This is a genomic window from Spirillospora sp. CA-294931 (assembly GCF_050946795.1).
Lineage (GTDB): Bacteria > Actinomycetota > Actinomycetes > Streptosporangiales > Streptosporangiaceae > Spirillospora.
Map to the genome: position 1 here is coordinate 94,847 of NZ_CP192006.1, position 23,595 is coordinate 118,441.

General features: G+C 71.9%; 23 protein-coding genes. 7 read left to right on the forward strand and 16 right to left on the reverse strand.

Features of this window, described 5'->3' with window-relative positions; all coding sequences use genetic code 11:
- Positions 1-2 precede the first annotated feature (2 nt).
- Positions 3-1,151: an FAD-dependent oxidoreductase gene (locus ACQPY4_RS00480; RefSeq protein WP_433331168.1), complete on the forward strand. Its 1,149-nt coding sequence runs from the start codon at positions 3-5 to the stop codon at positions 1,149-1,151.
- Positions 1,152-1,266: 115 nt separating this feature from the next.
- Positions 1,267-2,505: a serine hydrolase domain-containing protein gene (locus ACQPY4_RS00485; protein ID WP_433331170.1), complete on the forward strand. Its 1,239-nt coding sequence runs from the start codon at positions 1,267-1,269 to the stop codon at positions 2,503-2,505.
- Here ACQPY4_RS00485 and ACQPY4_RS00490 read toward each other — a convergent pair.
- From ACQPY4_RS00490 to ACQPY4_RS00500, 3 genes are all read right to left on the reverse strand, one after another.
- Positions 2,502-4,001 (reverse strand): DHA2 family efflux MFS transporter permease subunit, encoded by a 1,500-nt coding sequence (locus ACQPY4_RS00490; RefSeq protein ID WP_433331172.1) that lies wholly within the window; start codon positions 3,999-4,001, stop codon positions 2,502-2,504. The genes ACQPY4_RS00485 and ACQPY4_RS00490 overlap by 4 nt on opposite strands.
- 27 nt (positions 4,002-4,028) lie before the next feature.
- A complete protein-coding gene (locus ACQPY4_RS00495; protein ID WP_433331174.1) occupies positions 4,029-4,598 on the reverse strand; it encodes an NADPH-dependent FMN reductase in 570 nt (189 codons plus the stop codon).
- 181 nt (positions 4,599-4,779) lie between these two features.
- Complete coding sequence (locus tag ACQPY4_RS00500; protein ID WP_433331176.1) at positions 4,780-5,448, reverse strand: O-methyltransferase; 669 nt, start codon at positions 5,446-5,448, stop codon at positions 4,780-4,782.
- Between the two features lie 89 nt (positions 5,449-5,537).
- On the opposite strand from ACQPY4_RS00500, the gene ACQPY4_RS00505 reads away from it, so the two are divergent.
- Positions 5,538-6,035, forward strand: a complete 498-nt coding sequence (locus tag ACQPY4_RS00505) for a GyrI-like domain-containing protein (protein ID WP_433331178.1) — start codon at positions 5,538-5,540, stop codon at positions 6,033-6,035.
- On the opposite strand, the gene ACQPY4_RS00510 is transcribed toward ACQPY4_RS00505, so the two are convergent.
- Together ACQPY4_RS00510 and ACQPY4_RS00515 are read right to left on the reverse strand one after the other, a co-directional pair.
- Positions 6,007-6,594: a TetR/AcrR family transcriptional regulator gene (locus ACQPY4_RS00510; RefSeq protein ID WP_433331180.1), complete on the reverse strand. Its 588-nt coding sequence runs from the start codon at positions 6,592-6,594 to the stop codon at positions 6,007-6,009. The genes ACQPY4_RS00505 and ACQPY4_RS00510 overlap by 29 nt on opposite strands.
- A gap of 190 nt (positions 6,595-6,784) precedes the next feature.
- A complete protein-coding gene (locus ACQPY4_RS00515; protein WP_433331182.1) occupies positions 6,785-7,678 on the reverse strand; it encodes an AurF N-oxygenase family protein in 894 nt (297 codons plus the stop codon).
- Positions 7,679-7,930: 252 nt separating this feature from the next.
- Between ACQPY4_RS00515 and ACQPY4_RS00520 the strand changes: the two genes are divergently transcribed.
- Both ACQPY4_RS00520 and ACQPY4_RS00525 read left to right on the forward strand, forming a co-directional pair.
- Positions 7,931-8,977: a fatty acid desaturase family protein gene (locus ACQPY4_RS00520; protein ID WP_433331184.1), complete on the forward strand. Its 1,047-nt coding sequence runs from the start codon at positions 7,931-7,933 to the stop codon at positions 8,975-8,977.
- Positions 8,978-9,112: 135 nt separating this feature from the next.
- Positions 9,113-10,069, forward strand: coding sequence for a glycoside hydrolase family 16 protein (locus ACQPY4_RS00525; RefSeq protein WP_433331186.1), 957 nt, complete (start codon positions 9,113-9,115; stop codon positions 10,067-10,069).
- 116 nt (positions 10,070-10,185) lie between these two features.
- On the opposite strand, the gene ACQPY4_RS00530 is transcribed toward ACQPY4_RS00525, so the two are convergent.
- The 10 genes from ACQPY4_RS00530 to ACQPY4_RS00575 form a co-directional block, all read right to left on the reverse strand.
- A complete protein-coding gene (locus tag ACQPY4_RS00530) occupies positions 10,186-11,142 on the reverse strand; it encodes a matrixin family metalloprotease (RefSeq protein WP_433331188.1) in 957 nt (318 codons plus the stop codon).
- A gap of 208 nt (positions 11,143-11,350) precedes the next feature.
- The gene (locus ACQPY4_RS00535) at positions 11,351-12,580 is read right to left on the reverse strand and encodes an NAD(P)-binding domain-containing protein (protein ID WP_433331190.1); all 1,230 of its coding nucleotides are present in this window, start codon (positions 12,578-12,580) and stop codon (positions 11,351-11,353) included.
- Positions 12,577-13,773, reverse strand: a complete 1,197-nt coding sequence (locus ACQPY4_RS00540) for an ATP-grasp domain-containing protein (RefSeq protein WP_433331192.1) — start codon at positions 13,771-13,773, stop codon at positions 12,577-12,579. The genes ACQPY4_RS00535 and ACQPY4_RS00540 overlap by 4 nt, the downstream gene beginning before the upstream one ends.
- A gap of 169 nt (positions 13,774-13,942) precedes the next feature.
- Positions 13,943-15,061 (reverse strand): glycosyltransferase, encoded by a 1,119-nt coding sequence (locus tag ACQPY4_RS00545; RefSeq protein ID WP_433331194.1) that lies wholly within the window; start codon positions 15,059-15,061, stop codon positions 13,943-13,945.
- A gap of 106 nt (positions 15,062-15,167) precedes the next feature.
- Positions 15,168-15,824, reverse strand: a complete 657-nt coding sequence (locus tag ACQPY4_RS00550; protein WP_433331196.1) for a hypothetical protein — start codon at positions 15,822-15,824, stop codon at positions 15,168-15,170.
- Positions 15,825-15,838: 14 nt separating this feature from the next.
- Positions 15,839-16,897 (reverse strand): glycosyltransferase, encoded by a 1,059-nt coding sequence (locus ACQPY4_RS00555; protein WP_433331198.1) that lies wholly within the window; start codon positions 16,895-16,897, stop codon positions 15,839-15,841.
- Positions 16,894-17,595, reverse strand: coding sequence for a polysaccharide deacetylase family protein (locus ACQPY4_RS00560; protein ID WP_433331200.1), 702 nt, complete (start codon positions 17,593-17,595; stop codon positions 16,894-16,896). The genes ACQPY4_RS00555 and ACQPY4_RS00560 overlap by 4 nt, the downstream gene beginning before the upstream one ends.
- A gap of 7 nt (positions 17,596-17,602) precedes the next feature.
- Positions 17,603-19,174, reverse strand: a complete 1,572-nt coding sequence (locus tag ACQPY4_RS00565; RefSeq protein ID WP_433331202.1) for a lipid II flippase MurJ — start codon at positions 19,172-19,174, stop codon at positions 17,603-17,605.
- Positions 19,171-20,484: an O-antigen ligase family protein gene (locus ACQPY4_RS00570; RefSeq protein ID WP_433331204.1), complete on the reverse strand. Its 1,314-nt coding sequence runs from the start codon at positions 20,482-20,484 to the stop codon at positions 19,171-19,173. The genes ACQPY4_RS00565 and ACQPY4_RS00570 overlap by 4 nt, the downstream gene beginning before the upstream one ends.
- Entirely contained in the window at positions 20,481-21,923 is a 1,443-nt protein-coding gene (locus ACQPY4_RS00575) for an exopolysaccharide biosynthesis polyprenyl glycosylphosphotransferase (protein ID WP_433331206.1), read from the reverse strand. Before ACQPY4_RS00575 ends, ACQPY4_RS00570 begins: the two co-directional genes overlap by 4 nt.
- A 474-nt stretch (positions 21,924-22,397) precedes the next feature.
- On the opposite strand from ACQPY4_RS00575, the gene ACQPY4_RS00580 reads away from it, so the two are divergent.
- Together ACQPY4_RS00580 and ACQPY4_RS00585 are read left to right on the forward strand one after the other, a co-directional pair.
- Positions 22,398-22,634: a hypothetical protein gene (locus tag ACQPY4_RS00580; RefSeq protein WP_433331208.1), complete on the forward strand. Its 237-nt coding sequence runs from the start codon at positions 22,398-22,400 to the stop codon at positions 22,632-22,634.
- A gap of 136 nt (positions 22,635-22,770) precedes the next feature.
- Complete coding sequence (locus tag ACQPY4_RS00585; protein WP_433331210.1) at positions 22,771-23,160, forward strand: RidA family protein; 390 nt, start codon at positions 22,771-22,773, stop codon at positions 23,158-23,160.
- Between the two features lie 87 nt (positions 23,161-23,247).
- On the opposite strand, the gene ACQPY4_RS00590 is transcribed toward ACQPY4_RS00585, so the two are convergent.
- Positions 23,248-23,481 (reverse strand): hypothetical protein, encoded by a 234-nt coding sequence (locus tag ACQPY4_RS00590; protein WP_433331212.1) that lies wholly within the window; start codon positions 23,479-23,481, stop codon positions 23,248-23,250.
- Between the last annotated feature and the right edge of the window lie 114 nt (positions 23,482-23,595).

The window sequence follows — 23,595 nt, forward strand, 5'->3', positions numbered from 1 at the left end:
ACATGCTTCCCACCACGACCGAGGTGCTCGTCGTCGGAGCCGGGCCGACCGGGCTCACCGTGGCCGTCGCGCTCGCCGTCCAAGGACACGAGGTGACCGTCGTGGACGCCCAGGCGGAGGGCGACAACACCTCGCGGGCCGCCGTCGTCCACGCCCGGACGCTGGAGCTGCTCCAGCCGCTCGGCGGGATCTCCGACCGGCTGGCCGCCATCGGGATCCACGCGGGACGGTTCACCATCCGCGATCGGGATCGGGTGCTGGTGCCGGTTCCATTCGGGGGCCTCGATACCGCCTACCCCTACACGCTGATGGTCTCGCAGGCCGAGACCGAGCGGGTTCTGCTGGAGCGGCTGGTCGCTTTGGGGGGCACGGTGCTGCGGCCCTGCTCGCTGACCGGGCTCGTCGAGGGTCCGGACGGGGTCACCGCCACCTTCTCCAACGGGGAAGTGGTCAGGGCGCGGTATCTCGTGGGGGCCGACGGGATGCACAGCACCGTGCGGGAGGCCGCGGGCATCGGGTTCAGCGGTGGCGAGTACGCCGAGTCGTTCGTGCTGGCCGACGTCCGCGTCTCGGGCGGGGTGCCGGACGACGAGGTGATCCTCTACTTCTCGCCCGAAGGGCTGGTCGTGGTGGCGCCGCTGCCGGACGGTGTGCACCGCATCGTGGCCACCGTCGCCGACGCGCCCAAGGTGCCGTCGGCCGAGTTCGTCCAGCGGCTGCTGGACGAGCGGGGGCCCGACAAGCGGCGGGCGGTCGTCGGTGAGGTGCTCTGGGGGTCGCGGTTCCGCGTCCACCACCGGATCGCCGACGCGTACCGGAGCGGGCGGGTTCTGCTGGCGGGGGACGCGGCGCACGTGCACAGCCCGGCCGGGGGCCAGGGCATGAACACCGGGATCGCCGACGCGGTGGAGCTCGGCGGCGCGCTGGCCAGGGTGCTGGACGGCGGATCGGAGGATCTCCTGGACGAGTACGCAGCGGGACGCCGTCCGGTGGCCGAGCAGGTGGTCGGTCTCGCCGACCGGCTGACCCGGCTCGCGACCGTCGACCGGCGCGCGCGGCGGGTGCGGAACCTGGCCCTGCGTGGGCTGGGCGCGCTGCCTCCCTTCCGGCGGCGGCTGGCCCTGCGGCTTTCCGGACTGGTCTACCGCTGAATACCCCAGGGGAAGTGATGACGCGATCTCCTTCGGCCGGAGGAGGCCCAGCAGGGGGTGCTGATTGCAGAGTCGGGGCGACCCAATTGATCAGTATCCGAAGGAGACCGTCGTGATGAAGCGGAGTTTGCTCGCCTTGGCAGCGGGGGCCGGGATGGTCGTGGTGACGGCCGTCCCGGGGGTCGCCGACGGGCGTGAGGGCGGACTGGACCCGGCCCGGCTTCAGGCGGGGCTGGACGGGATCCACAAGGCCGGGATGCCGGGCGTCTTCGCCTCGGTCCGCGACGGGAGGGCGACCTGGCGGGGGGCGTCGGGCGTGGCCGACACCCGGACGGGACGCCCCGTCCGCCCCGAGATGCGGCACCGGGTCGGCAGCGTCACCAAGTCGTTCGTCGCGGCGGCCGTCCTCCAGCAGGTCGAGAAGGGACGGATCCGGCTGGACGACCCGATCGGCAAGCACCTGCCCCGACTCGTGCCCGGTCCGCGGGGGCGCCGGATCACCGTCCGGATGCTGCTCAACCACACCAGCGGGATCGGCGACTACGTCATGTCCGCGTTCCCCTCGTTCCAGCAGAACTCGCCCAAGAGCCTGGACGACAACCGGCACCGGGCCTTCCGTCCGGCCGAGCTGATCGGGCTCGGGCTGAAGGCGCCCGCCACGGGCGAGCCGGGGAGCACGCCGGGGTCGTACTCCAACACCAACTACGTGGTCCTCGGGCAGCTCATCGAGAAGGTCACCGGCACCAGGGCCGAGGCCTACATCACCCGGAACGTGATCCGCCGCGCCGGGCTCAGGAACACCGCGTTCCCGGCGGGCGAGGCGATCCGCGCCCCGCACTCGCGGATGTACGAGGCCCTGTACGGGCTGATCGACCCGCCGCGCGACTACAGCGTCTACAACATGTCCTGGGCGGGCACCGCCGGGTCGCTGCTGTCGACCATGGACGACCTCAACCGCTTCTACCGGCAGCTGCTCGGCGGCAAGATCGTCAGCCGGGGGATGGTGGCGCGGATGCAGCGGACGGTCCCGGTCCGCGCCGGCACCACCGGGCCGGGGAGCCCCTACGGCCTGGGGATCTATCCGATGCGGCTTCCCTGCGGGACGTTCTGGGGCCATGACGGCGCGGTGTGGGGTGCCGGGACCCTCTCGGCGACCCGGAGCGACGGGAAGCGCCAGCTCTCGTACGCGATCAACCTGATGAAGTACAACACGCTCGACGGGTCGGGGAACCCGCGGCCGCACCCGATCGACAAGGCCGTCCCGCCCTTCTTCCTCCAGGCGACGTGCGGCGTCGGGGAAGGCTCCGCGGGCGCCGCGCTCGCGCCGCGGAGCCTTCCACTCGGGGGCCGCTAGCCCTCCGTGGTCTTCTTCGCCTTGCGGCGCGGGAGGAACAGGGTGGGGATCAGGGCCAGGCCCATGAGGGCGATCGCGTAGAGATAGGTGTGCTGGAAGGCGTCGGCCAGCTCGGGCGCGGCGGCGCTCCGGGCCTGGTCGGTGATCTTGTGCAGCCCCTGGAGCCCGTCCGCGGCGGCCGGGGAGCGGCTCGCCATCGCCGACGTCAGGAGCACCGAGGCGACCGCCATCCCGATCGCCGCGACCGTGGTGTTGATGAGGTTGACCGTCGTGCTGGCCGCGGCGCCCTGCTCGCGCGACAGGCCGCGGGTGGCGGTGGTCATCGTCGGCATCATCGTCATGCCGCCGCCCGCCCCCATCAGCACGAGGGCGGCGGTCAGGCCCCAGTAGGACGCGCCGGCCGAGAGCTGGACGGCGAACGCGGTGACGCCGGTGAACGACAGCGCGACCGCGAAGGGCACCAAGCGTCCGGCCGGCACCTTGTCGATGATCCGGCCCGCGACCTGCATCGCGGTGCCCGAGGCCAAGGCCATCGGGACGAACAGCAGGCCCGACATGGTCGCGCTCTCGCCCCGCACCACCTGGAAGTACAGCGGCAGCAGGATGGACGAGCCGAAGTAGCCGCAGGCGAACAGCACCAGGGTCACGGTGGCGGTGGTGAACGTCCGGTCGCGGAACAGCCGCAGGTCGATCAGGGGGTCGGACGCGGTCAGCCCGCGTCCGACGAAGGCGACGACCAGCGCGACGCCCGCCAGGAGCGGCAGCAGGACGCCCGGGTCCCCGAAGTCGCCCCGCTCGCCGCCGGTGGTCACGCCGTAGATCAGCGCGGCCAGACCGGGCGAGAGCATCAGCAGACCGGGGACGTCCAGCCTGCGGCGCGGTTCGGGCACGTCCGGCGGGAAGACCCGGGACGCCAGCGCGAGCACCGCCGCGCCGATGGGGACGTTGATGAAGAACATCCAGCGCCACGACACGGCGTCGATGAGGTAGCCGCCGACGACGGGGCCGATCAGCGGGCCGATCAGGACGGCCAGCCCGAGCGTGGCCATCAGGCGTCCCAGCCGGTCGGGGCTGGCCGCGCGGATCAGGATGGTCATGCCCAGGGGCAGGACGAGCCCGCCGCCCAGCCCCTGGACCACGCGGAACGCGATGAGCGACTCGATGTTCCAGGCCGCCCCGGCCAGCACGGACCCGGCCGAGAACAGCCCAATCGCGATCATGTAGAGCCGCTTGGCGCCGAAGCGCCCGGTGGCCCAGGCGGAACTGGGGATGACCGCGCCGAGGGCGAGCGAGTACCCGGTGACCACCCACTGGAGGGTGGACAGCGGGGCGTCGAAGTCCTGCGACAACCGGTTGATCGCCACGTTCACGACGGTCTGGTCGAGCACGACCATGATCGCGCCCAAGACCAGGACGAGCGCGATGGTCATGGGGTTGGGGCCGTCGCCCGGGCCGGTGGCCGCGCCCGGGGCGGGCGTGGAAGTCGCGGTGGACATTTGCTCGGAACCTCCGGTGCGGGTCGGTCAGGCGGCGTAGGGGATCTTGGTGCGTGCCTCGCGCAGCGCGCGGGCCCACCAGGTGAGCTGGTCGAGCAGGGACGCGGCGGCGGCGTTGCAGCCGTCGGGCTCCTTGGGGTCGCCGTTCTCGTGGAAGGCGTCGCCGGCGCCGTGGAAGCTCACGGTGTCGCGGATGCTGACCGCGTGGAGCTCGGCGAAGACCGCGCGCAGGTGCTCCACGGCGCGCAGCCCGCCGGAGAGGCCCCCGTAGGAGACGAACGCGACCGGCTTGGCGCGCCACTCGAAGAAGTGGTGGTCGATGACGTTCTTCAGGGACGCCGGGTAACTGTGGTTGTACTCCGGGGTGATGACGACGAAGGCGTCGGCCTCGCTCAGGCGGGCCCTGACCGAGTCCAGGTCGTCGGTGCCGTGCCCCAGGACGTAGGGGAGGTCGGTCTCGGCCAGGTCGATGACGTCGATGTCGACGCCCGCGTGGCCCTTGGCCTGGCCGGTGAACCAATCGGCCACCACCGGCCCGAAGCGTCCTTCTCGGGTGCTGCCGACGATGATCGCGACGCGGAGCGGATGGTCGTTCACTGTGGCTCTCCTTCGGTTCGAGCGGTTACCGAGAACGCTAGGAAGCGCGCCCGGGCGGGGCATCCGTCAGGTGACTGGCCCCGATGACCGGGCTCGGCATCAGCATGAGACCTCAACGAATGTTGAGGTCAAGACCGAAGGAGGGACGGCACCGCCGGATCGCGGCGCCGTCCCGGCCGGCTCACTTCTTGACGGCGAGCGTCACCCCGTCCCCGATCGGCAGGATGACCAGCTCGACGCGGTCGTCCGCGGCGGCGTGGTCGTTGAACTCCCGGACGGCCTTCAGGTTCTCGTCGTCCTCGTCCCGCGCGTCCCGGTCGGCGACCTTGAACGACCAGAGCGTGTTGTCGACCGAGATCACCCCGCCCGGACGCACCCGGGGCACCAGGGCGTCCCAGTAGGCGCTGTAGGACCCCTTGTCGGCGTCGATGAAGGCCAGGTCGAACTCGGTGCCGTCCGGCAGCGCGGTCAGCGTGTCCAGCGCCGCCCCGAGCCGCAGCTCGATCTGGTCGGCCAGCCCGGCCTTCTCCCAGTAGCGGCGCGCGATCGACGTCCACTCCTCGCTGACGTCGCAGCACAGGAGGCGGCCCTTCGCGCCCATGCCGCGCGTGATGCAGATGGACGAGTAGCCGGTGAACGTCCCGATCTCCACGGCCCGCGTGGCGCCGGTCATGCGCGCCAGCAGCGTCATGAACGGGCCCTGCTCGGCCGATATCTGCATGGTCGCGTTGGACCCGGTCCGCTCGGCCGTCTCGGCGGCCAGCTCCTTCAACAGCTCATCGGGCCCGGTGCTGTGGGCGACCACGTATTCCTGAAGTTCGGGGCTGAAGAGCCCGCTGCGCGTTGCCATGTGATCACGTTCTCCCACCCGGGTCACTCGCGTCCACATTTCCCCACCCGCCCCGATGAGTTTCGCCTCCGCACACGGTCCATCCCTGTATGAGCTCACAACCACGGATCGAGGAGCGCCCCGCGCAGGCGTACGCCTCGATGCATCGCAAGGTCACGATGGCGACCATCGCGGAGATCGCCGACCGTATCCCCGAACTGGTCGGGTGGGTCCTGTCCCGGGGGATCCCGATGGCGGGCGCGCCCTTCCTCAAGTACGACCTGATCGCGATGGACGGCGTCCTGGAGGTCGAGGCGGGCCTCCCGATCGGGGGACCGGCCGAGGGCGACGACCAGGTCCGGGTGGCGTCCCTGCCCGCCGGACGCTACGCGAGCCTCACCCACGTCGGGCACCCGGACGAGCTGGTCGGCCGGACGGCCGAGCTGCTCGAATGGGCCGAGAAGTCCGGTCTGTCGTGGGACGCCGACGACACCGGACGCTGGGCCTGCCGGATGGAGGTCTACAAGACCAACCCCGCCGAGGAGCCCGACCCCGCCCGCTGGGAGACCGAGCTGGTGTTCAAGCTCGCGGACGCGCCCCCGTCATGACCAGGTCGAGCACGGCCAGGCCGAACTCCGGCCCGGCCGTGCCACCGATCGCCAGCGGCCGGTAGAGCACCGGGCTGATCACGGCGTCCATCAGCACCTCGGGGTCGATCTCCGCGCGGATCTGCCCCCGGTCCACGGCCCGGCGGATCAGGTAGCGCGCCCGGCTCCTGGCGGGCTCGACGAACCTGGCCCGGTACACCGTGGCCAGCTCGTCGAACTGGAGCAGCTCGGCCAGCAGCAGCGGGAACGTCCGGTCGGCGCCGTCCTCGGCGAGCTGCCCGTACACGACCGCCGTCAGCCGCCGCAGGTCGGCGACGGGGTCGTCGGTGTCCTGGAGCCGCGTCTCGCCCAGCCGCATGGACAGCGCGTCCATGACCATCTCCTGCTTGCTGGGCCACCGCCGGTAGATCGTGGTCTTGGCGACCCCGGCCCCCTCGGCCACCGCGTCCACCCGCAGCGCGTGGTACCCCGACTCTGCCAGCAGCCGCAGCGTCGCCGCGAGCACCGCCCGTCCCCGCTCCGGATCCCTCGGCCGTCCGACCTTGGCACGCCTGACCATTCCGGCCCTGCTTTCTCAATCCCGGCCCAACTGCGCTCGCCTGGCGGCTCGCTCCGTTGACCGCGTTTGTGCGATTGCTGCATCGCTTCGCGATCTCACCGGTGAAGCTCGCCTTCGGCTCGCTTCACCGGTTCATCAACGCAATCGCGCGCGGAGCTGGGGCCGGTGGTGGCGCCCCCGGCGGGTGGGGTCAGGGGATGAGGCCGGCGTGGCGCCAGAGGCGGGTTGCGGGGCCCGCGACCAGGCCGAGGTCGGTGAGGAACGGCATGATCTTCTCGCCGAGCCAATGGCGCGTCTCCAGGAAGTGGGGGTTGGCCAGGGCGATGGCCCGTCCGGCCTCGGGGGTCAGCCCGACGCAGCGGTAGACCTCGGGGTCGATCAGGAACTCCATGACCGCGGTGCCGGTGACCCCGGCGACCAGGCGGTGGCGCGCGAGTGCCGTCCGGCGCATCCCGGCCATGCTGCGCACGATCTCCTCGCGGGCGTACCGGACGTGGCGGGCCTCCTCGATGACATGGACGCGGCTGATCGCGCGCACCATCGGCTGGACGCCCTCGTCGGCCATCGTGGCGCGCTGCAGCCGGTCGAAGATCTCCTCACCGACCAGGAAGGTCGCCCACATCGATGGACCGCTCCCGATCGCCTTGAACAGGCGCGTGAACGTGCGGGCCAGCGGCGGGACGCCGTAGTCGGGCGTCCCCAGCGCCGACAGGAGCCTGCCGAACATCACCGAGTGGCGGGTCTCGTCGCCGACCTCGGTGAGCGCGAACTGGGCGTGCGCGGCGCGGGGGTCCAGGTCGTAGAGCACGCGCATGAACATGTGCATCAGCGTCATTTCGAGCCAGATGCCCACGGCCGTGGCGCTGGCCAGCTCGTGCTTGGAGAGCTCGACGCGCTGCGCCTCGGTCAGCCGCTCCCACACCGGCGTCCCGTACAGCGACACCCGTTCGAACGGCAGGTAGGGCATGGACGGGTCGAACGGCGTGTCCCAGTCGATCTCGGTGATCGGGTCGAACGACGTGCGCTCGGAAGAACGCAGCAGGCGAGCCGCCGTGGTCTCGCGATCCTTGATGTGTTCCGCCATGGCCATATGGCACACCTGCCTCCGGAAGAGCCTGGCGATGACGGTAAGTCCCCCGAGCGAGCCGCATCGGCTCATATATCGCGCACTTTGGGTACCGGAACCCGTCGATGTCTCAGCGGTTCTCCCAGGTCCGGCCGCTTCTTGTCATCGAGGTTCGAAACCACTGTCGAGATGGCGCGTTTCTTGTGAAGCGACCGGCGGTGCCCGGCCCGTACCGTCGGCCCCGCACCGGCCCCGGAACGGGAGAGCGGCATGAACAAGCACGACTACGAGGCGATCGGCCGCGAGCTCGACCTGCTCCGCGCGGACGTGACCGCCGACCTCGGCGAGCGGGACGCCGCCTACATCCGCCGGATCATCGCCCTCCAGCGCACCTTGGAGGTCGCCGGGCGCCTGATGCTGATGGCGTCCTCGCGCCGTCCGGCCTGGATCGCCGGGACCGCGACCCTCTCGGTCGCCAAGATCCTGGAGAACATGGAGATCGGGCACAACGTCATGCACGGCCAGTGGGACTGGATGCACGACCCCAAGATCCATTCCACGACCTGGGAGTGGGACACGGTCTGCCCGTCCGGCCAGTGGAAGCACTCGCACAACGTCGTCCACCACACCTACACCAACATCCTCGGCAAGGACCGCGACGTCGGCTTCGGCCTGCTGCGGGTCACGCCCGAGCAGGAGTGGCACCCGGCCTACCTGGCGCAGCCGTTCTACAACCTGCTGCTCGCGCTGCTGTACGAGTACGGCATCGCGCTGCACGACCTGGCCGTGGAGCAGATCGAGAGCGGCGAGAAGACCAAGGAGGAGGTCGACCTCCAGGTCAAGGAGATCGGGCGCAAGATCAGGCGCCAGTGGGCCAAGGACTACATCGGGTTCCCGCTGCTGACCGGCCGGCAGTTCGTCCCGACGCTGCTGGCCAACCTGACCGCCAACACCGTCCGCAACGTGTGGGCGCACACGATCATCTTCTGCGGTCACTTCCCCGAGGACGTCGAGGTCTTTCCCGAGGAGCGCCTCGAAGGGGAGAGCAAGGGCCAGTGGTACGTCCGCCAGCTGCTCGGCTCCGCCAACATCAAGGGCGGACGGCTGTTCCATCTGATGACCGGCAACCTCAGCCACCAGATCGAGCACCACCTCTTCCCCGACCTGCCCAGCAATCGCTACGCCCAGATCGCTCCCCGGGTACGCGAGCTCTGTGAGAAGTACGACCTGCCCTACAACAGCGGACGGCTCTCGCGCCAGGTCACCAGCACTTGGAGCAAGATCATCAAGATGTCCTTCCCCTCCGCCAAGCGCTGACCACGATCCGGCGCGCGAAGGTTGGACGACACGGGTGTGCGTATTGACCGTCATCCGACCGTTCGGCATCCACCGGGCTACAGTGAGTAGTCAGGGGGCGAATGTGCTGGGGGGACTCGCCCCATAGGGGGCAGGGTGACTGGAGCACGCCGGGTCGGCAGGCCGCGCCTGGTCGTCGCCGCTTCCGCGTCGCTGCTCGTGGCGGCGGCGTGCTTCCCGCACGCCTCGGCCGACCCCGCGAACGACGCGCCTCCCCCGCCACGGGAACGGTCCCAGACCAGGGTCTCCAGCCTCAGCGTGCGCGACCTGCTGAGGGGCGCCGCCAGGACGCTGGGCGCGCAGGCTCCGATCACCGGAGCCATGCGCCCGGACGAGGAACTGGTCTTCCTTGAGGAGTTCACCGGGCCGAGCATCGGGCCCGGTCTCCGCTGGGGCTGGAAGACCGGCGCCTACCCCGGATGCGTCACCAACCGGCCCAACTGGAAGCTCGACCACCTCGACCCGTCGGCGATCACCTACCGGCACGGGAAGCTGCGCATCAGGGCGGCGCCGAGGCCGGACGGCGACCTGTGGACGACCGGCCTGCTCACCACCGGCGACTCCTGCGGCTCGGGCGGTCGCGGGTTCCAGGTCCGCACCGACGATCTCGTGGTGGCGCGCCTGCGGCTGCCCACGGCGCGCGTCGGTGCCTGGCCCGCGATCTGGACCTGGCGCGACGGCCGCAACGAGATCGACGTCTTCGAATGGCACTCCGACCGGCCGCACCGGCTGGAGTTCGTCAACCACGTGCGCGGCGGCGCGAAGTTCTGGACGTCCCCGATCGTGCGCCCCGGGGCCTGGCTGGACGTCGCCGTCCGCCTGGGCCCGCGAAGCCTCACCTGGTACGTGGCCCCGGCGGGCGAGCAGCTCGTGCCGACCTACTCCGACACCCGGGGCGTCGGGACGGGCTTCCATGCCCATCTGGTGGTGAACCTGTCGATCAACAGCGGCCGGTACCACCCGCCGCCCGCGTCGCCCGACCCGATCACCTTCGAGGTCGACGCCGTGCGCGTCTACCGGGTGCCAGACGACTGGCTGCTCGGCGGCGGCTGATGCCCGCGGCGGCCGCGTCGCTCACCCGCCCGCTGGCCGGACGGGTGACCGTTCGGTCGGGGCGCCGGGCGGCCGTGTGCGCGGGCGCGCTGCCGGTGCTCGGCGGCGGCTGACGGTCAGCGGGGTCCGTAGAGCTCCATCAGGCCGAGGTAGTCGCCCCGGCCGAGCGTGGCGGCCTTCTGGTCGCAGGACTGGATGTAGGGCGCCATCGTCAGGTCGGCGTGCTCGCCTCCCTCGACATGACCCAGGCCGAAGATGTGCAGGGTCTCGTGGACGGCGACCGAGGCGATGACGTGGGCTCCTCGGGGGCAGGACGCTCGCGTGCGCTTGCCGGACGGCGTCCACCAGGGTTTGCGTCCCTGGAGGGCCATGTCCCCCTCGACGGAGTGGTGTCCCTCCTGCCAGGTGCAGGAGACGGCGAGCACCTCCGAGTCCAGGTCGTCGAAGTTCACCCAGCCGAAGGAGTTGACGCCGTCGCGCTCCGCGCAGGAGCCGCCGCTGATGTTCGGGGCGGCCTGGGTGCGTCCCGAATAGCGCTGGTGAATGTTCGGCAGCGGCGCGAAGCGGGATTCGCGTGTGCAGTCGGTGGAGGCCGAGGCGGCCCTTCTCACCGCGTTCACCAGCGCGGCGCCCCGGCCCTTGCGGAGCCTTCGCTCCGTGCCGGGTGCGTAGAACTTCCAGTTGATGACCGCTCCCCGGGGCCAGGCGGCCGGGCCCAGGGACCACGTGTCGTCGTGGCAGGCGTTCCGGGATCCGCCCTGCTCTTCGTCGCGGTCAGGTCCCGGCTGGAAGAAGCGGTCGGTGATGGCGAGGATCTGCCTGCGCGGATCAAGGGCGAGCGTGAGCTGGGCGGCGCCGTCGGTGCGGAGCAGATGGGCCGAGACCGAGGCGGCGCCGTGCGGGACGCGGGCCAGCGTGCCCCAGACGCTCCGGATCAGCCGTCCGCGCAGGTCGCAGTCGCGCAGATCGACCCGTCCCGGGAGACGGTCGGCCGCCAGGGGCCCCGGATCGGCACACCAGGCGGGCTCCGGGCCCGCCGGGGCGGCCCCGGCGGGCACGGGCAGAACGGACATTGCGCATGCGGCGGCGAGCATTCTCAACCACATCGGGGACGCCCTTCGACGGCGATCACGCCCGTGTCGACGGGCGTTCCAGATCGGAATTCAGAAACTGATTTCCCTGGATGATCATCGCGAAAACCGGGCCGGACCCGAATTTCTTGGCGTGTGCGAGGTAAACTCCATCAAAAAAGGCGCGCCGAATGGCGCGCCTTTCTTGCCCTCAGATCCGGTTCGCCATTTCCGCCGCCGGGGACGTCGTCCGGCCGTCCCGGTGGCGGGACAGGTGCCCGGCGATCCGCCGCGCGGCGAACCCGCTCCCGTGGACGAAGCGCATGACCGGGCCGAAGCTCGCCGCCGAGGTCAGTCCGGTGAAGTAGAGGCCGGGCTCCGAACTCTCGAAGTACGGGTTCAGCACCGGCGAGCGGTGCCGGGCCTTGACGCGGGCGCGCAGCCCCGCGTCCAGCGCGGCGATCCGGTCGAGGTCGGGAACGAACCCGGTGGCAGCGATGACATGGTCCACGCGCAGCTCCCCGGCGGCGCCCGTCGCGTCCACGGTCACCAGCTCGACCCGGTCGCCCTTCTCGTTCGCGCCGGTCACGCGGTGGCCCAGGCGCAGCTCGACCCGGTCGTCCAGCCGGTCGCGCAGCCACCACGCGCCCGCCGGGCCCATGGTGGTGCGCACGATCCGGCGGCGGGTGCGGTCGGGCAGCATCCGGGTGCTGCCGGGGTGCTCGGACCAGAGCCAGGTGCGCCAGCCGCGGCCGAGCCCCGACTGGGGGCCGCGCAGCGCCCGCCCGGCCAGGGACGGATCGAGCTCGGGCACCGAGTTCCAGGCCAGCTCGGAGCGGCGCGCGACGAGGACGGGACGGGCGCCCTCCTCGGCCAGCAGGGCGGCGGTCTCCAGCGCCGACTGGCCCGCGCCGACCACCGCGACGTCCCGGCCCGCGAACCGGCCGAACTCGCGGTGCCGGACGCTGTGCGAGACCAGCTCCCCGGGCAGCCCGAGCAGCTCGGGCGGCGTGTGCGCGAAGTCCCGCACGCCGATCGCCATCACGACCGTCCGGGTGCGGACGATCTCGCCGGTCGAGAGCGTGACCGCGTAGCCGTCGCCGTCCCGCCGGACGTTCTCGGCCTGGACGGGCTCGGCGTTGCCCACGACCTCCTCGGCGAACCAGCGGCCGTAGGCGACGAACGTCTCCAGCGGGATCGGCCTGCCCATGGGCCAGCCGTCGTGCTGATCGGTGAAGCCGCCCCCGGGGCGCGGCGTGCTCAGGTTGGACGCGAAGGGCTCGGACTTGAGGAACATGCCCGAGGGCATGTTGTTCTGCCAGAACTCCATGGGCGTGCCGATGAGCCGGGTTTCCAGGCCATGGCCCAGCGCATGGGCCGCGACCGAGAGGCCGTAGGGCCCGGCGCCGACGATGAGGGTGTCGATGACCGGCTGGTTCAAGACGCTTCCTTCCGCGATCTGCTGTTGCGTACTGCTCCCCGGGTGGACAGGGACTTCAGGCTCAGTCGGCCCATGGTCAGGAAGGGACGGGGATCGTCCCTCGCCCACCAGGCCAGCTCGTCGGCCCGGCGCGCGCGGCGCAGTGCCGACGGCGTCCGGGCGGGGCGGGCCAGGGCCTGCTGGAGGTAGTGGTTCTCCACGATCAGCGAGCGCCCGTAGCCGGGGATCTGGCGCGGGATGGGGCGTCCGGACAGGTCGAGGTGGAGTGTCCTGAGGGGGTCGAGGCCCTGACGGTCGTGGAACAGCCGGAACTGCGCCCCGAGCCTCGGATTGAAGTCGAGCAGGTGGTACCGGCCGGTCTCGCGCTCGAACCGGAAGTCGAGATCGACCAGGCCGGTGTGGCCCAGGATCTGGACGACCTTCTGGGCGAGCTCTTCCAGTTGGTGGTTGTGGACCCATTCCCCGGCGATGGTGTGCCCCGCACGGGCGGGCCTGGCGGCGTGCTTGCGGCCCGTCCCGCCGAAAAGGCAGCAGGAGCCGACGTCGAAATAGCCCTGGAAGAACCAGTCGCCGCCCTCGGGACGGATGCGTTTCTGCAGGACCAGCGGCCCCGCGTCCTCACTTGCCGACGCGTCGAAGATCCGCTCGGCCTGCCGGGCGGTGGTGACGAACGTGGTGCTCCTGCGTGCCTCGGAAAGCAGCCACGGACGGGCCCATTTCATGATGAGCGGGAGCCCGAGTTCGGCGACCGCCGCGCGCAACTGGCCCCGGTCGCGGGGGATGCGGCTCAGGGGGACCGTGATGTCGTTGCGGTGCGCCTCGGAAAGCAGCGAGGCCTTGTCGGCCACCAGCCGGGGGACGGCCGATTCCTGTTTGGGAAAGACGAACCGCTCATGGAGCGCCCCGGCGTTCTCGGCGATGAAGATGGCCCCGGCGTCGTCGAGCGGGACCAGCGCGCTGACCCGGCCGATGCGCTCGGCGATGTCGCGGAGGTGGTCGGCCAGGGCCCGCGGGGACTCGGGCGAGGGGCCCCAGGGATGGCCCCGGTCCAGGTGGCGGGAGGTCGCCGCGGGTGTCAGACCGGGCTCGACGATCGCGTGCACCTCGATACCGGCGCGGCCCAGCGTCCTGATCGCGCCCAGCGTGCCGTGATGCAGCGGGTAGCGATTGGTGCGGAGCAGCAGGACGGGCAATCCGGAATCGAGCTCAGGCTCTTTCGGAGGCCGCGCGTCGAAAAGCATGGGATGGCGTAGCCATTCTACAGAATCACAGAGGAAAGGAGAGAAAGGAATGCGTTCACATGGTAGAGGCGGCCGGTGGTCACATCAACCATCACTCGCTGCGATTAATTGTCCGTTAGGTCTATTGCGCGCCATTCATCGTGATTGCCGAGCGCCTTTCCGCGACGGCGCGGGTGAGTTCGGCGAGCCGGTCGAGCGTTTCCTCGACGTCGAAACCGGCCGACGCGGCGGCACCGGCCCGTCCCTCCACCTCCGCCAGCGCGGGCGAGGACAGCCGCACCGCCAGCGCACCGGCCAGCTCGGCGGGCGCCTCGGCCGGGACCAGCACCCCAGCCCCCGGGGGAACCGCCTCGGCCAGCCCCGGGATCGCGCTGGCGACCACGCTCCGCCCGCTTGCCAGCGCTTCGAGCACCACCAGCGCCAGCCCCTCCCACCGCGACGGCACCGCCACCACATCGGCGGCGCCGAACCAGGCGCCGGGATCGTCCGTCCCCGGGACGAACGTCACCCCCGGCCCCGCGAGCCCGCGCAGCCGCGGGAGATCCTCGCCGTCCCCGACCAGCGCCAGCCGCGCCTCGGGACACCGCGCCCGCACCCGAGGCCAGGCCGCCAGCAGGACGTCCTGCCCCTTCTGCCTGGTCAGACGGCCGACGCACACCGCGAGCGGGGCCCGCTCGTCCAGCCCGAGCGCGCGGCGGGCGGCCCGCCGATCCACCGGCCGGAACCGCCGCAGGTCCACACCGTTGCGGACGAGCGCCAGCTTGCCCTCGACGCCCGCGTCCACGCCCTGGCGAAGCTCGCCCTCCCCACAGCACACCAGCGCGTCGCAACGCCGCGCGGCGAACCGCTCCCACCGCCTGCTCACCGCCCCCATCAGGGCGCCGCCCGCATGCCACGACCACCCGTGCGGCTGGAAGATCACACCGGGCCCGCCGGGAGCCAGCCGCCCCGCCAATCCAGCCTTGGCCGAATGCAGATGCACCACCCCGGGAGCGAACTCGCGCACGATCCGCCGCAACCGCCTCGTCTCACCCAGCGTGCCGACGCCCGGAGACCGCCCCGCCTCCCACGGGAAATGCGGCACACCGTCCGGCCCGAGCCGCCCCGCCAGTTCCCCGTCCAACGGGCAGGCCACCGCGACGGCCCACCCCCGCGCGAGCTGATCGGCGGCCGCCCGCCCCACGTACCCCGCGACCCCGCCAACGGTCGGCTGTGCCACATGCAGAACCCGCACGCTCACCGTCCCCCACCCCCCAACACCCCAGCGAGGCCAATGGCCCGCGGGTTCGTTTCTCGCTGCCTCGCGCTGCGTCGGGTGGCTGTGGTGATTGTTCGGTGGCGCATGGTCAGGCCTTGGCGGGTTCGGGGTGGTCTTCGGGTTGGGTCGAGTGGCGGGGGGCTCGGGCGGGGCGGGGTTCCAGGCCCAGGGCGGGCCAGAGGCGGCCTCGGGGGCCGAGGCCGGTGAAGGCGGCGAGCATGGCCAGCAGGATTCCGGCGGCCAGGCCGACCAGGATGTTGACCGGCGGGTTGGGCGAGGTGGGGTCGGCGGGCGCGGAGGCGCGGTTCATCAGCGCGATGCGGACGCCGGTCTCCTGCGAGTGGGCGTTGCCGTACCGGACGAGGGCCGTCGCGGCGGCGTCGGCGTAGCGGGCCGCCCGGGACGGTGAGCTCGCCGAGCCGGTGAGCCTGATCAGCGGGACGTCGGGCGAGGTGCTGACCTGGATGTGCTCGCGCGCCTCGCGGGTGGAGGCGACCGGCAGTTCGTCGGCCGCCAGCGCGAGCGTGCCGGGCAGCGGCGCCAGCCGGCCCAGCGCCTGGGCGAAGCTGGCGGCCAGGGGGCCCGAGTCGTCCTGGGCGATCACCATGACATGGGCCTCGGCCGAGTAGGTCTTGGGCTTGAGCGTGCCGTATCCGATTCCGGCGAGCAGCCCGAGCACGATCAGGCCGGGCATCAGCCCGAGCCTGATGTACCGCGCCACCGCGTCGCTTGGCCGGTGATGCATCTGGAGCCCTTTCCCTAGGGGATGGAGAGGTAGAGGCGGGTCAGGGCCTCGACCTGGGTGTCGATGGAGTAGTGCTGGACGGCCATGGGCACGTCCGTCCTGGCCGAGGTGACGTGGACGGCCAGGGCCTCCCGCCAGGCGTCGATCTCACGGGAGACGCGGCGGGCTCGGGGGGCGAACGACGGCGGCAGGTCCTCCAGGGCCGGGCAGGCCGTGTAGAGGACGGGGAGCCCGGACGCCAGCGCCTCCAGGACGCTCAGGCCGAAGGTCTCCTGTGTCGAGGGCGCCGCGAACAGGTCCATGGCCGACAGGGCGGCGGGGACGTCGTCGGTGTCGCCAGCGAAGACGACCCGGCCGGAGTTCGCGGCGAGCTTCTCCAGGGCGGCGCGTTCTGGGCCCTCGCCGACGATGAGCAGGCGGCCCCGGTCGCCGAGCGCGTGGATCAGGACGTCCAGGCGCTTGGTCGCGACCAGGCGTCCGACCGCGCCGATGACGTACTCGTCCGGGCCGATGCCGAAGTGGGCGCGGACCCGCGCGCGCTTGGCGGGGTCGAAGGCGAACTCGTCGGGGACGATCCCGTGGGGAAGCAGGACGAGCCGCGACTTGGGGACGCCCCACAGCCGCAGGCGCGCGGCGACCGTGGGCGAGACCGCGATCGTCATGCGGCCCAGGCGCTCGGTCGCGCGGTACAGCAGCCGCACGGACGTGCTGGTCGGACGTCCCTCGATGTGCCCGGCGCCCAGGGAGTGCTCGGTGGCGACCACGCGGCGGGCCCCGGCGAGCCGGGCCGCGACACGGCCGTAGACGCAGGCACGGTAGAGATGCGTGTGGACGACGTCGTACTCGCCGCGCCTGATGAGCCGGGCCAGGCGGGCGACGGCTCGCAGGTCGCGGTTGCCGCGCATGCCGATGTGGTGGACCCGCGCCCCCGCGTCCTCCAGGGCCGGGGCCAGCGAGGCCGCCTCGGTCAGGACCGCGACCTCGCACTGCACCGGGAGGTGCCGCACCAGCATCAGCAGTTGGCGCTCGGCGCCCCCGTTGTCCAGGCCGGTGATGACGTGCAGGACCTTCATGCGTGCTTCCTCCACCTCAGCCGGTGACGGACGACCTTGGCACGCAGCCGCAGGCGGCGGTCGGGCTCGCCGATGTAGGTGCGGGGCAGGGCGTGCGGCCCGGCGTGGTCGCCCCAGATCGCGCACGCGTAGTCGTAACCGGCGGCCTTGACCGCGTCGATCTCGCGCGGGGTGACGTCGCCGTAGGGGTAGGCGAAGCCGGTGACCGGGCCGTCCAGGATCTCCTCCAGCTCGGCGCGGCTGCGCTTGAGCTCCTGGTCGAGGTCGCCGTCGTCCACCGACGGCAGCGACAGGTGCTGGTGGCCGTGCGAGCCGACCTCCATCCCGTAGCCCGCGACGGTGCGCAGCTGGTCGGCGGTCATCAGCGGTTTGCGCGGGCCCTCGTCCCAGGTGTTGGTCGAGCCGACGCGGCCCGCGACCATGAACACGGACGCGGTGAAGCCCATCCGCACCAGCACCGGGACGGCCCGGGTCAGGAAGTCGGCGTATCCGTCGTCGAAGGTCAGCGCGACCAGGTTCGCCGCCGAGCCGGTGCTCTGGGCCTCCAGAAGCTCGGCCATGCCGACGCCCCGGTACCCGCGGTCCCTGATCCACTGCATCTGCTCTTCGAACCGCGCGGGCGAGACCGTGATCAGGTACGGATCATCGAAGCGGTAGTTGATCGAGTGGTACATCAGCACGAGCGGCATCGGGTTCATGGCTCGGTCACCCCTGGTTCGGCTCGGGTCGGAGTGCTCGCAGCACGGTCGCGGGCGAGCGGCCCGCGCCGGTGACGAGCACGGAGATGGCGACGATGACGGCGGCGTTGACCAGGAGGATCAGCGCCGGGGGCACGGCGGGGGCCAGGGCGCCGGCCACGGCGAGGCCCGCAGCGCAGGCGACGGCGGCGGCGAGCGCCAGCCTGGCCAGGTCCACGGCGACGACCCGCAGGGAGATGCGGACGACTCGCGCGCGCATGCTCGCCACGAACAGCACCGCCGTGATGGTGACGCCCGTCGCGTTGGCCGCCGCGAGGGCCGGGGCGCCGGCGACGCTGGTCATGGTGACGGCGATGGCGCCGGTGACCGCGAGCCCGGTGGCCATGGCCAGGGCCGGATGCCACATGGGACGGCGCTGGGTGAAGAACGCGCGCGCGCAGACTCCCAAGGCGGTCTGCCCCCAGAGCCCGAGGGCGTAGACGCGCAGGATCGACGCGGTGCTCGCGGTGTCGTCCGGCGCGAACCGTCCGTGCTCGAACAGCACCTGGACGATCTGCGGCGAGCAGGCGACCAGGTAGGCGGTGGCGCACAGGATCAGCCCGCTGACCAGGACGAGGTCGGCCTCGATCCGCCGCCGGACGCGGTCGGTGTCGCCGCTGGCGCTGGCCCGCGCCAGCCGGGGGAAGGTCACGGTCACGATCAGCAGCGCGAGCACCATCGGGACCTGCGCGACCTTCTGCGCGTAGTTGAGGTGCGAGATCGAGCCCGCCGCCAGGCCCGACCCGAAGAAGCGCTCGACCAGCGTCTGTCCCTGGCGGATCAGCGTGTACGCCACCACGGGCACGACCGCCAGCACGCCGAGGAAGGCGGACTCGGCCGGGGCCGGGGCCGGGGCCTGCGGGGCCCCGCCGCCACGCAGCCGCCGGACGAACGCGGGCGTCTGCACGGCCACCATCAGCGCCGACCCGACCGCCACGCCGATCGCGGCGCTGGTGATGCCCAGCGGCGCGGCCAGCGCGGCGAGCATCGCCAGGATGCCCGCGTTGTAGGCGAAGTAGATCGACGCGGGCGGCCCGAAGCAGTGGTGGGCGCGCAGCGTGGCGCTCATGAAGCCGGCGATCCCCAGCGTCAGCACGGTGACGGCGGCGATCCGCACGCACAGGACGGCCGAGGCCGGGTCCTGGAGGCCCGGGGTGATCGCCTCGACCAGATAGGGGGCGCCCAGGATGATCAGCACGGTGACCAGCGACAGCCCGGCGGCGAGCCGGGGCAGCGCGGTGGACACCAGGGACCGCACGCCCGAGGGCCGGTCCAGCATCCGGGTGACGGCGGGCACCATGATCAGCGCCATCGCGTCCTCGATCAGCAGCGGGGAGAACGTCTCGGGCACCGTCCAGGCGGCCAGGAAGGCGTCGGTGCTGCCGCTGGCGCCGAACAGATGGGCCATGGTCAGGTCGCGGGCGAACCCGAGCGTGGTGCCGGTGCCGACCAGGACGGCCGAGACGGTCGCCGCCCGTCCGATCGATCGGGTGACCGGGGGCGCGGGCGCCGGGCGCCGGTCGAGGGGTGTCTGGGTCATCGGGGATCGGGCACCAGGATTCGGAGTCGGGGAGCGGCGGCCGGGGGCCTGACCGCCGAGGGGTTGAGCGCGCACGCGGCGGCCAGGCCGAGAACGACCGCGGTCAGCACGCTGGTGGGCCCGCCCAGGTCGCCGTAGAGGAAGCCGACCAGGAGGGTCATGAGGAAGCCGACGCTGAGAAGCCAGAGGGGGTCGCGCGTCCGCCGCCGGACGGCGAGGCCGTGGAGGAGGACGCCCGGCAGGAGGAGGAGGGCGAAGAGGCCGAGCGCGCCCTGCTCGGAGAGCACCAGCAGGTACTGGTTGTGCGGGGAGAGGAGCGGTTGGCGCTTGTAGCCGTTGACGGGGTCCTGCGTTTCGCTGCCCGATGAGAGCGCGAGCGGCGCGTTGGCGTCGCGGAAGGCCGGGAAGCCCTTGACGCCGACCCCGGTGGCGGGATGGTCCCGCCAGATGTGGACGGCGGTCGACCACAGGCTGAAGCGGTCGCTCACCGACTGGTCGGGCTGGGTGATCGACGCGCCGACCGACGCGATCCGCTGGCCGAGCAGCTCGTTGCGCGAGCCGATCCCCGCCCCCAGGACGATCGCCGCCGCGAGCGCGCACACGGCGACGCGCACGGCGGTCGCGCGGCGGAACAGCACCACGACGGTGGCGACCCCGGCGCCGACCGCGATCCAGGCGCCCCGGCTCAACGCCAGGACCAGCGCGAGCGCCAGCACCGCGGTCGCGGCCGCGAGCAGGGCCCGTGACCGTCCGCGCGCCCCGGTCATGGCCGCGATGACGATCACCAGGGCGTAGCCGACGACCGTGGCCAGCGCCATCACGTCGATGGCGCCGAACGTCCCGACCGCGCGGACGCTGTGCCCGGAGATGGACGCGCCGGTCCGCGTCACGGCCTGCCAGATGCCCACGCCCGCCTGGAACAGCCCGCCCGCGACGGCGGCGCCCGCGACGATCGCGGCGTCAGCGCGGGTCCGGACGGCGAGCATCACCGCCAGCGGGACCAGCACGAAGATCTCGGCCACCCGGACGAAGCCCGGCAGGCTCGCGGCGATGTCGTGGGCGTTCAGCGTGCTGACGGCCAGGGCGAGCACGACCGGCCCGAACGCGAGCAGGGCCCGGGGCGGGAGGCGCAGGCCGTCCCGCAGGGCCAGCAGGGTCATGACCACGACGAGCACGGCCGCGGCCATGTCGCCGATGGTCACCTGCACGGAGAGGTCGGCGTTGTTCTGGGTGCGGGGGACGCAGACGCACAGGACGGTGACGGCGACCAACCAGCTGGGGCGGGGGGCGGGGGGCCGCGCAAGCGTCACGGGGTCTCCCTGGCGACCATCGCCCACGCGGTCATCAGCAGGATCTTCAGATCGCCCGTGAACGACCAGGACGCGATGTAGTCGTTGTCGAAGCGGGCCCGCAGGGCGATGGAGGTGTTGCCGCGCAACCCGTTGACCTGGGCCCAGCCGGTGATCCCGACCGGGACGCGGTGCCGCTGGTCATAGCCGGGGTAGCTGGCCGAGAACAGCCGGACGAAGTGCGGCCGCTCGGGGCGGGGCCCCACCAGGCTCATGTCGCCGCGGAGCACGTTCCACAGCTGGGGCAGCTCGTCCAGCGAGGTGCGCCGCAGGAACCGTCCGGCCCGGCCCATCCGCGCGTCGCCGTCGATCGACCAGCGGGTGTCGGACTCGGTGTCGTCGGCGGGCTTGAGCGTGCGGAACTTCAGCAGCGTGAACGGGCGGCCGCCGATGCCGATGCGGCTCTGCCGGAAGATCACGCCGGGTCCGTCCGCGCAGCGCAGCACGGCCGCGCACACCAGCAGCAGCGGGGACGCGACCGCCAGCAGGACCGTGGCGACGACCACGTCGAAGGCGCGCTTGGCCACCCGCGACCCGCCCCGCTGACCGCGCGGGCGCAGGCGCAGGCAGGGCATTCCCGCCAAATGGCCGGGCTCGCCGCCCGCCACCATGACCGACTCGCCGGACGACAGCAGCGTCAGCGTCTCGCAGCGGGCCGCCGCGCACGCCTGGGCGACCGTGTCGAGCGCCTCGCGCGACACGCCGTCCGAGACGACCACGACGACGTCGATCCGGTGCGAGGCCAGCACGGCCGGCAGGTCCTGGAGCTCGCCGAGCTCGGGCAGGATCGGCTCCTGGTCGCCCGCGGGCTGCCCGGCCGTGATCTGCCCGCGCAGGTCCAGGTCGCGGCGGTGCCGGAGCCGCTGGACGGCCGGGACGGCGGCGGGCCCGCACCCGATCACCAGCGCTGGTTGCGGGGTGGCGAACGTCCCGGCCGTGATCGCGGAGTAGACCACGGCGCGCGCGGCGCCGCCCAGGACGCAGCACAGGGCGCCGATGAGCAGCGCGCCCTCGGCCAGGTCGGCGGGGCCGCGCGTCCCGAGTGCGGTCGCCAGGACGATCGCCATCACGGCGGTGGCCGTCAGCGGCACCAGCTCGCGGGTCAGGGAGGGGCGGTGCCGCCGCCGGTAGCGTCCGGTCACCGCGAGGAGGCCGACGAAGAGGGCGGCCGCGGCGGCCGGCGCGACGCCGTGCCAAGAGGCGGCCACCGTCATCGCCACGCCGTCGGCGGCGGCGACCGCGAAGGGAGAGAACGTCGTGACCGGGCTCAGCCGCGCGCTCCGCCATTGCCGCCGGGACGCCGTTCCCGGGCCGAGGGCGTCGGGCGACGCCGGGGGCGCGTGAGATGAGGGCGAAGGTCTCTCGGCGATGACGGAGGCGCCGGGCCCCTGAGGTCTCATCTCGGGTCGTCCTTCCAACGAAACCGCGCGGGGGACGATGGGCTTTCCACTGCCTGGACGGCGAATGCGCGGATGCTGCCTAATGGGTCGCTGGAACGGCTCCAAGGCCGTCGATGACGCTGGCGGAGGTCCCGTGTCCGAAGCCAGCATGGCAGCCCTTCCCTGGCAGAGTTCTGCGCTTTAGATCGCGCTGGCAAGTCCTTAACAAAAGCGATCACACGGTTAGTTCGAGCTTTAGTTGAAACGACCGCAACCGCAATCCCGCGCCACTGCCGAGTTTCGTGGGGAGCGGGCCTTTGATGGCGCTTTCTGGGGCAACGTCCGGGCAAGGGTAATGATCGTGCAAGTTCTCCGCTGGACGGTGCATGGAAATCGCGGCGGCGGGCGATGCCTGTGCTAACTCTGGTTTCTCCCATCGGCTTCTCTGACGGTGGGCAACCAGCGATTTGCAGTCGACCTCAGGAGAGAAACAGCATGATGAAGAGACTTGCGGCGACGGGACTTCTGGCCATGACCGCCGGCGGCGTCCTCATGACCGCGGCGCCCGCCATGGCGCACGACGACGGCGGCGACCAGGGCAACGTCCAGATCGCGGGCGTGCAGACCTGCCGCAGCGTCATGGTCGTCCCGATCGGCGCGGCCCTGCACAACGTGCTGGGCATGACGAACGAGGCGGGCCACTGCAACAACGGCTCGACGGTCGACGACTGACGGCGCAGGACCTGAAGGGGGTGCCCGCTCGGCGGGCACCCCCTTCGCGCTTTTCCGGACCGTCCCGGCACGGGCTTTGCGATCATGTGCTCCCGGGCTCCCCGCGCCCGTGCCCACCCGCCGGACAAGGAGAGCGATGACCTTCGCGATCGAGCCCATCGAGCCCGCCGACCTGCCCGAGTCGACGGCGGCCTTCACCCACGCGACGCTCGTGAGCGGCGCGCGGCGGACCCTGTTCGTCAGCGGCCAGCCGCCGTGGACCACCAAGGGTGACGTCCCCGAGGACTTCGACGGCCAGTGCCGTCTGGCCTGGGAGAACGTCAAGACCGTCCTGGCCGCCGCCGGCATGACGGTCGCCAACCTGGCCAAGGTGACCGTCTACCTGTCCGGCCGCGAGTACCGCGAGGCCAACTCGCGCATCCGGCACGAGGTGCTGGGCGACCACCGGCCCGCGCTCACCGTCATCATCACCGGGATCTACGACGAGTCCTGGCTCCTGGAGATCGAGGGCGTCGCCGTCGCCTAGAGGAGCGTGTCTGGAAAGGCCGCGGGGCCGCGGCGATCGAATCGCCGCGGCCCCGCGCAACAGGGGTACCTGTTAGGTCGCCTGGAACTAGTCCACGGTCGAGCCGTTGTTGCAGTCGCCGCCTTCGTTGGTGATGCCCAGGATGTTGTGGATCGCGGCGCCGATGCCGACGACGTCGACGCTGCGGCAGGTCTGGACGCCGATGATCTGGACGTTGCCCTGGTCGCCGTCGTCGCCGTGCTCGGCGTGGGCCGGGGTGGCGGCGAACGCCAGGAAGGCGGCGGAACCGACGAGACCGGTCACAGCCAGTCGCTTGAGCATGAGTTCTCCATTCACGATGAGAGCAGTCGGACTGCGCACGGTGGTAATCAACCCTCCGCGCCAGCCAATCGCACCCCACACCTCACCTGAAAACAAGTGCGTGAAACCGCGTCG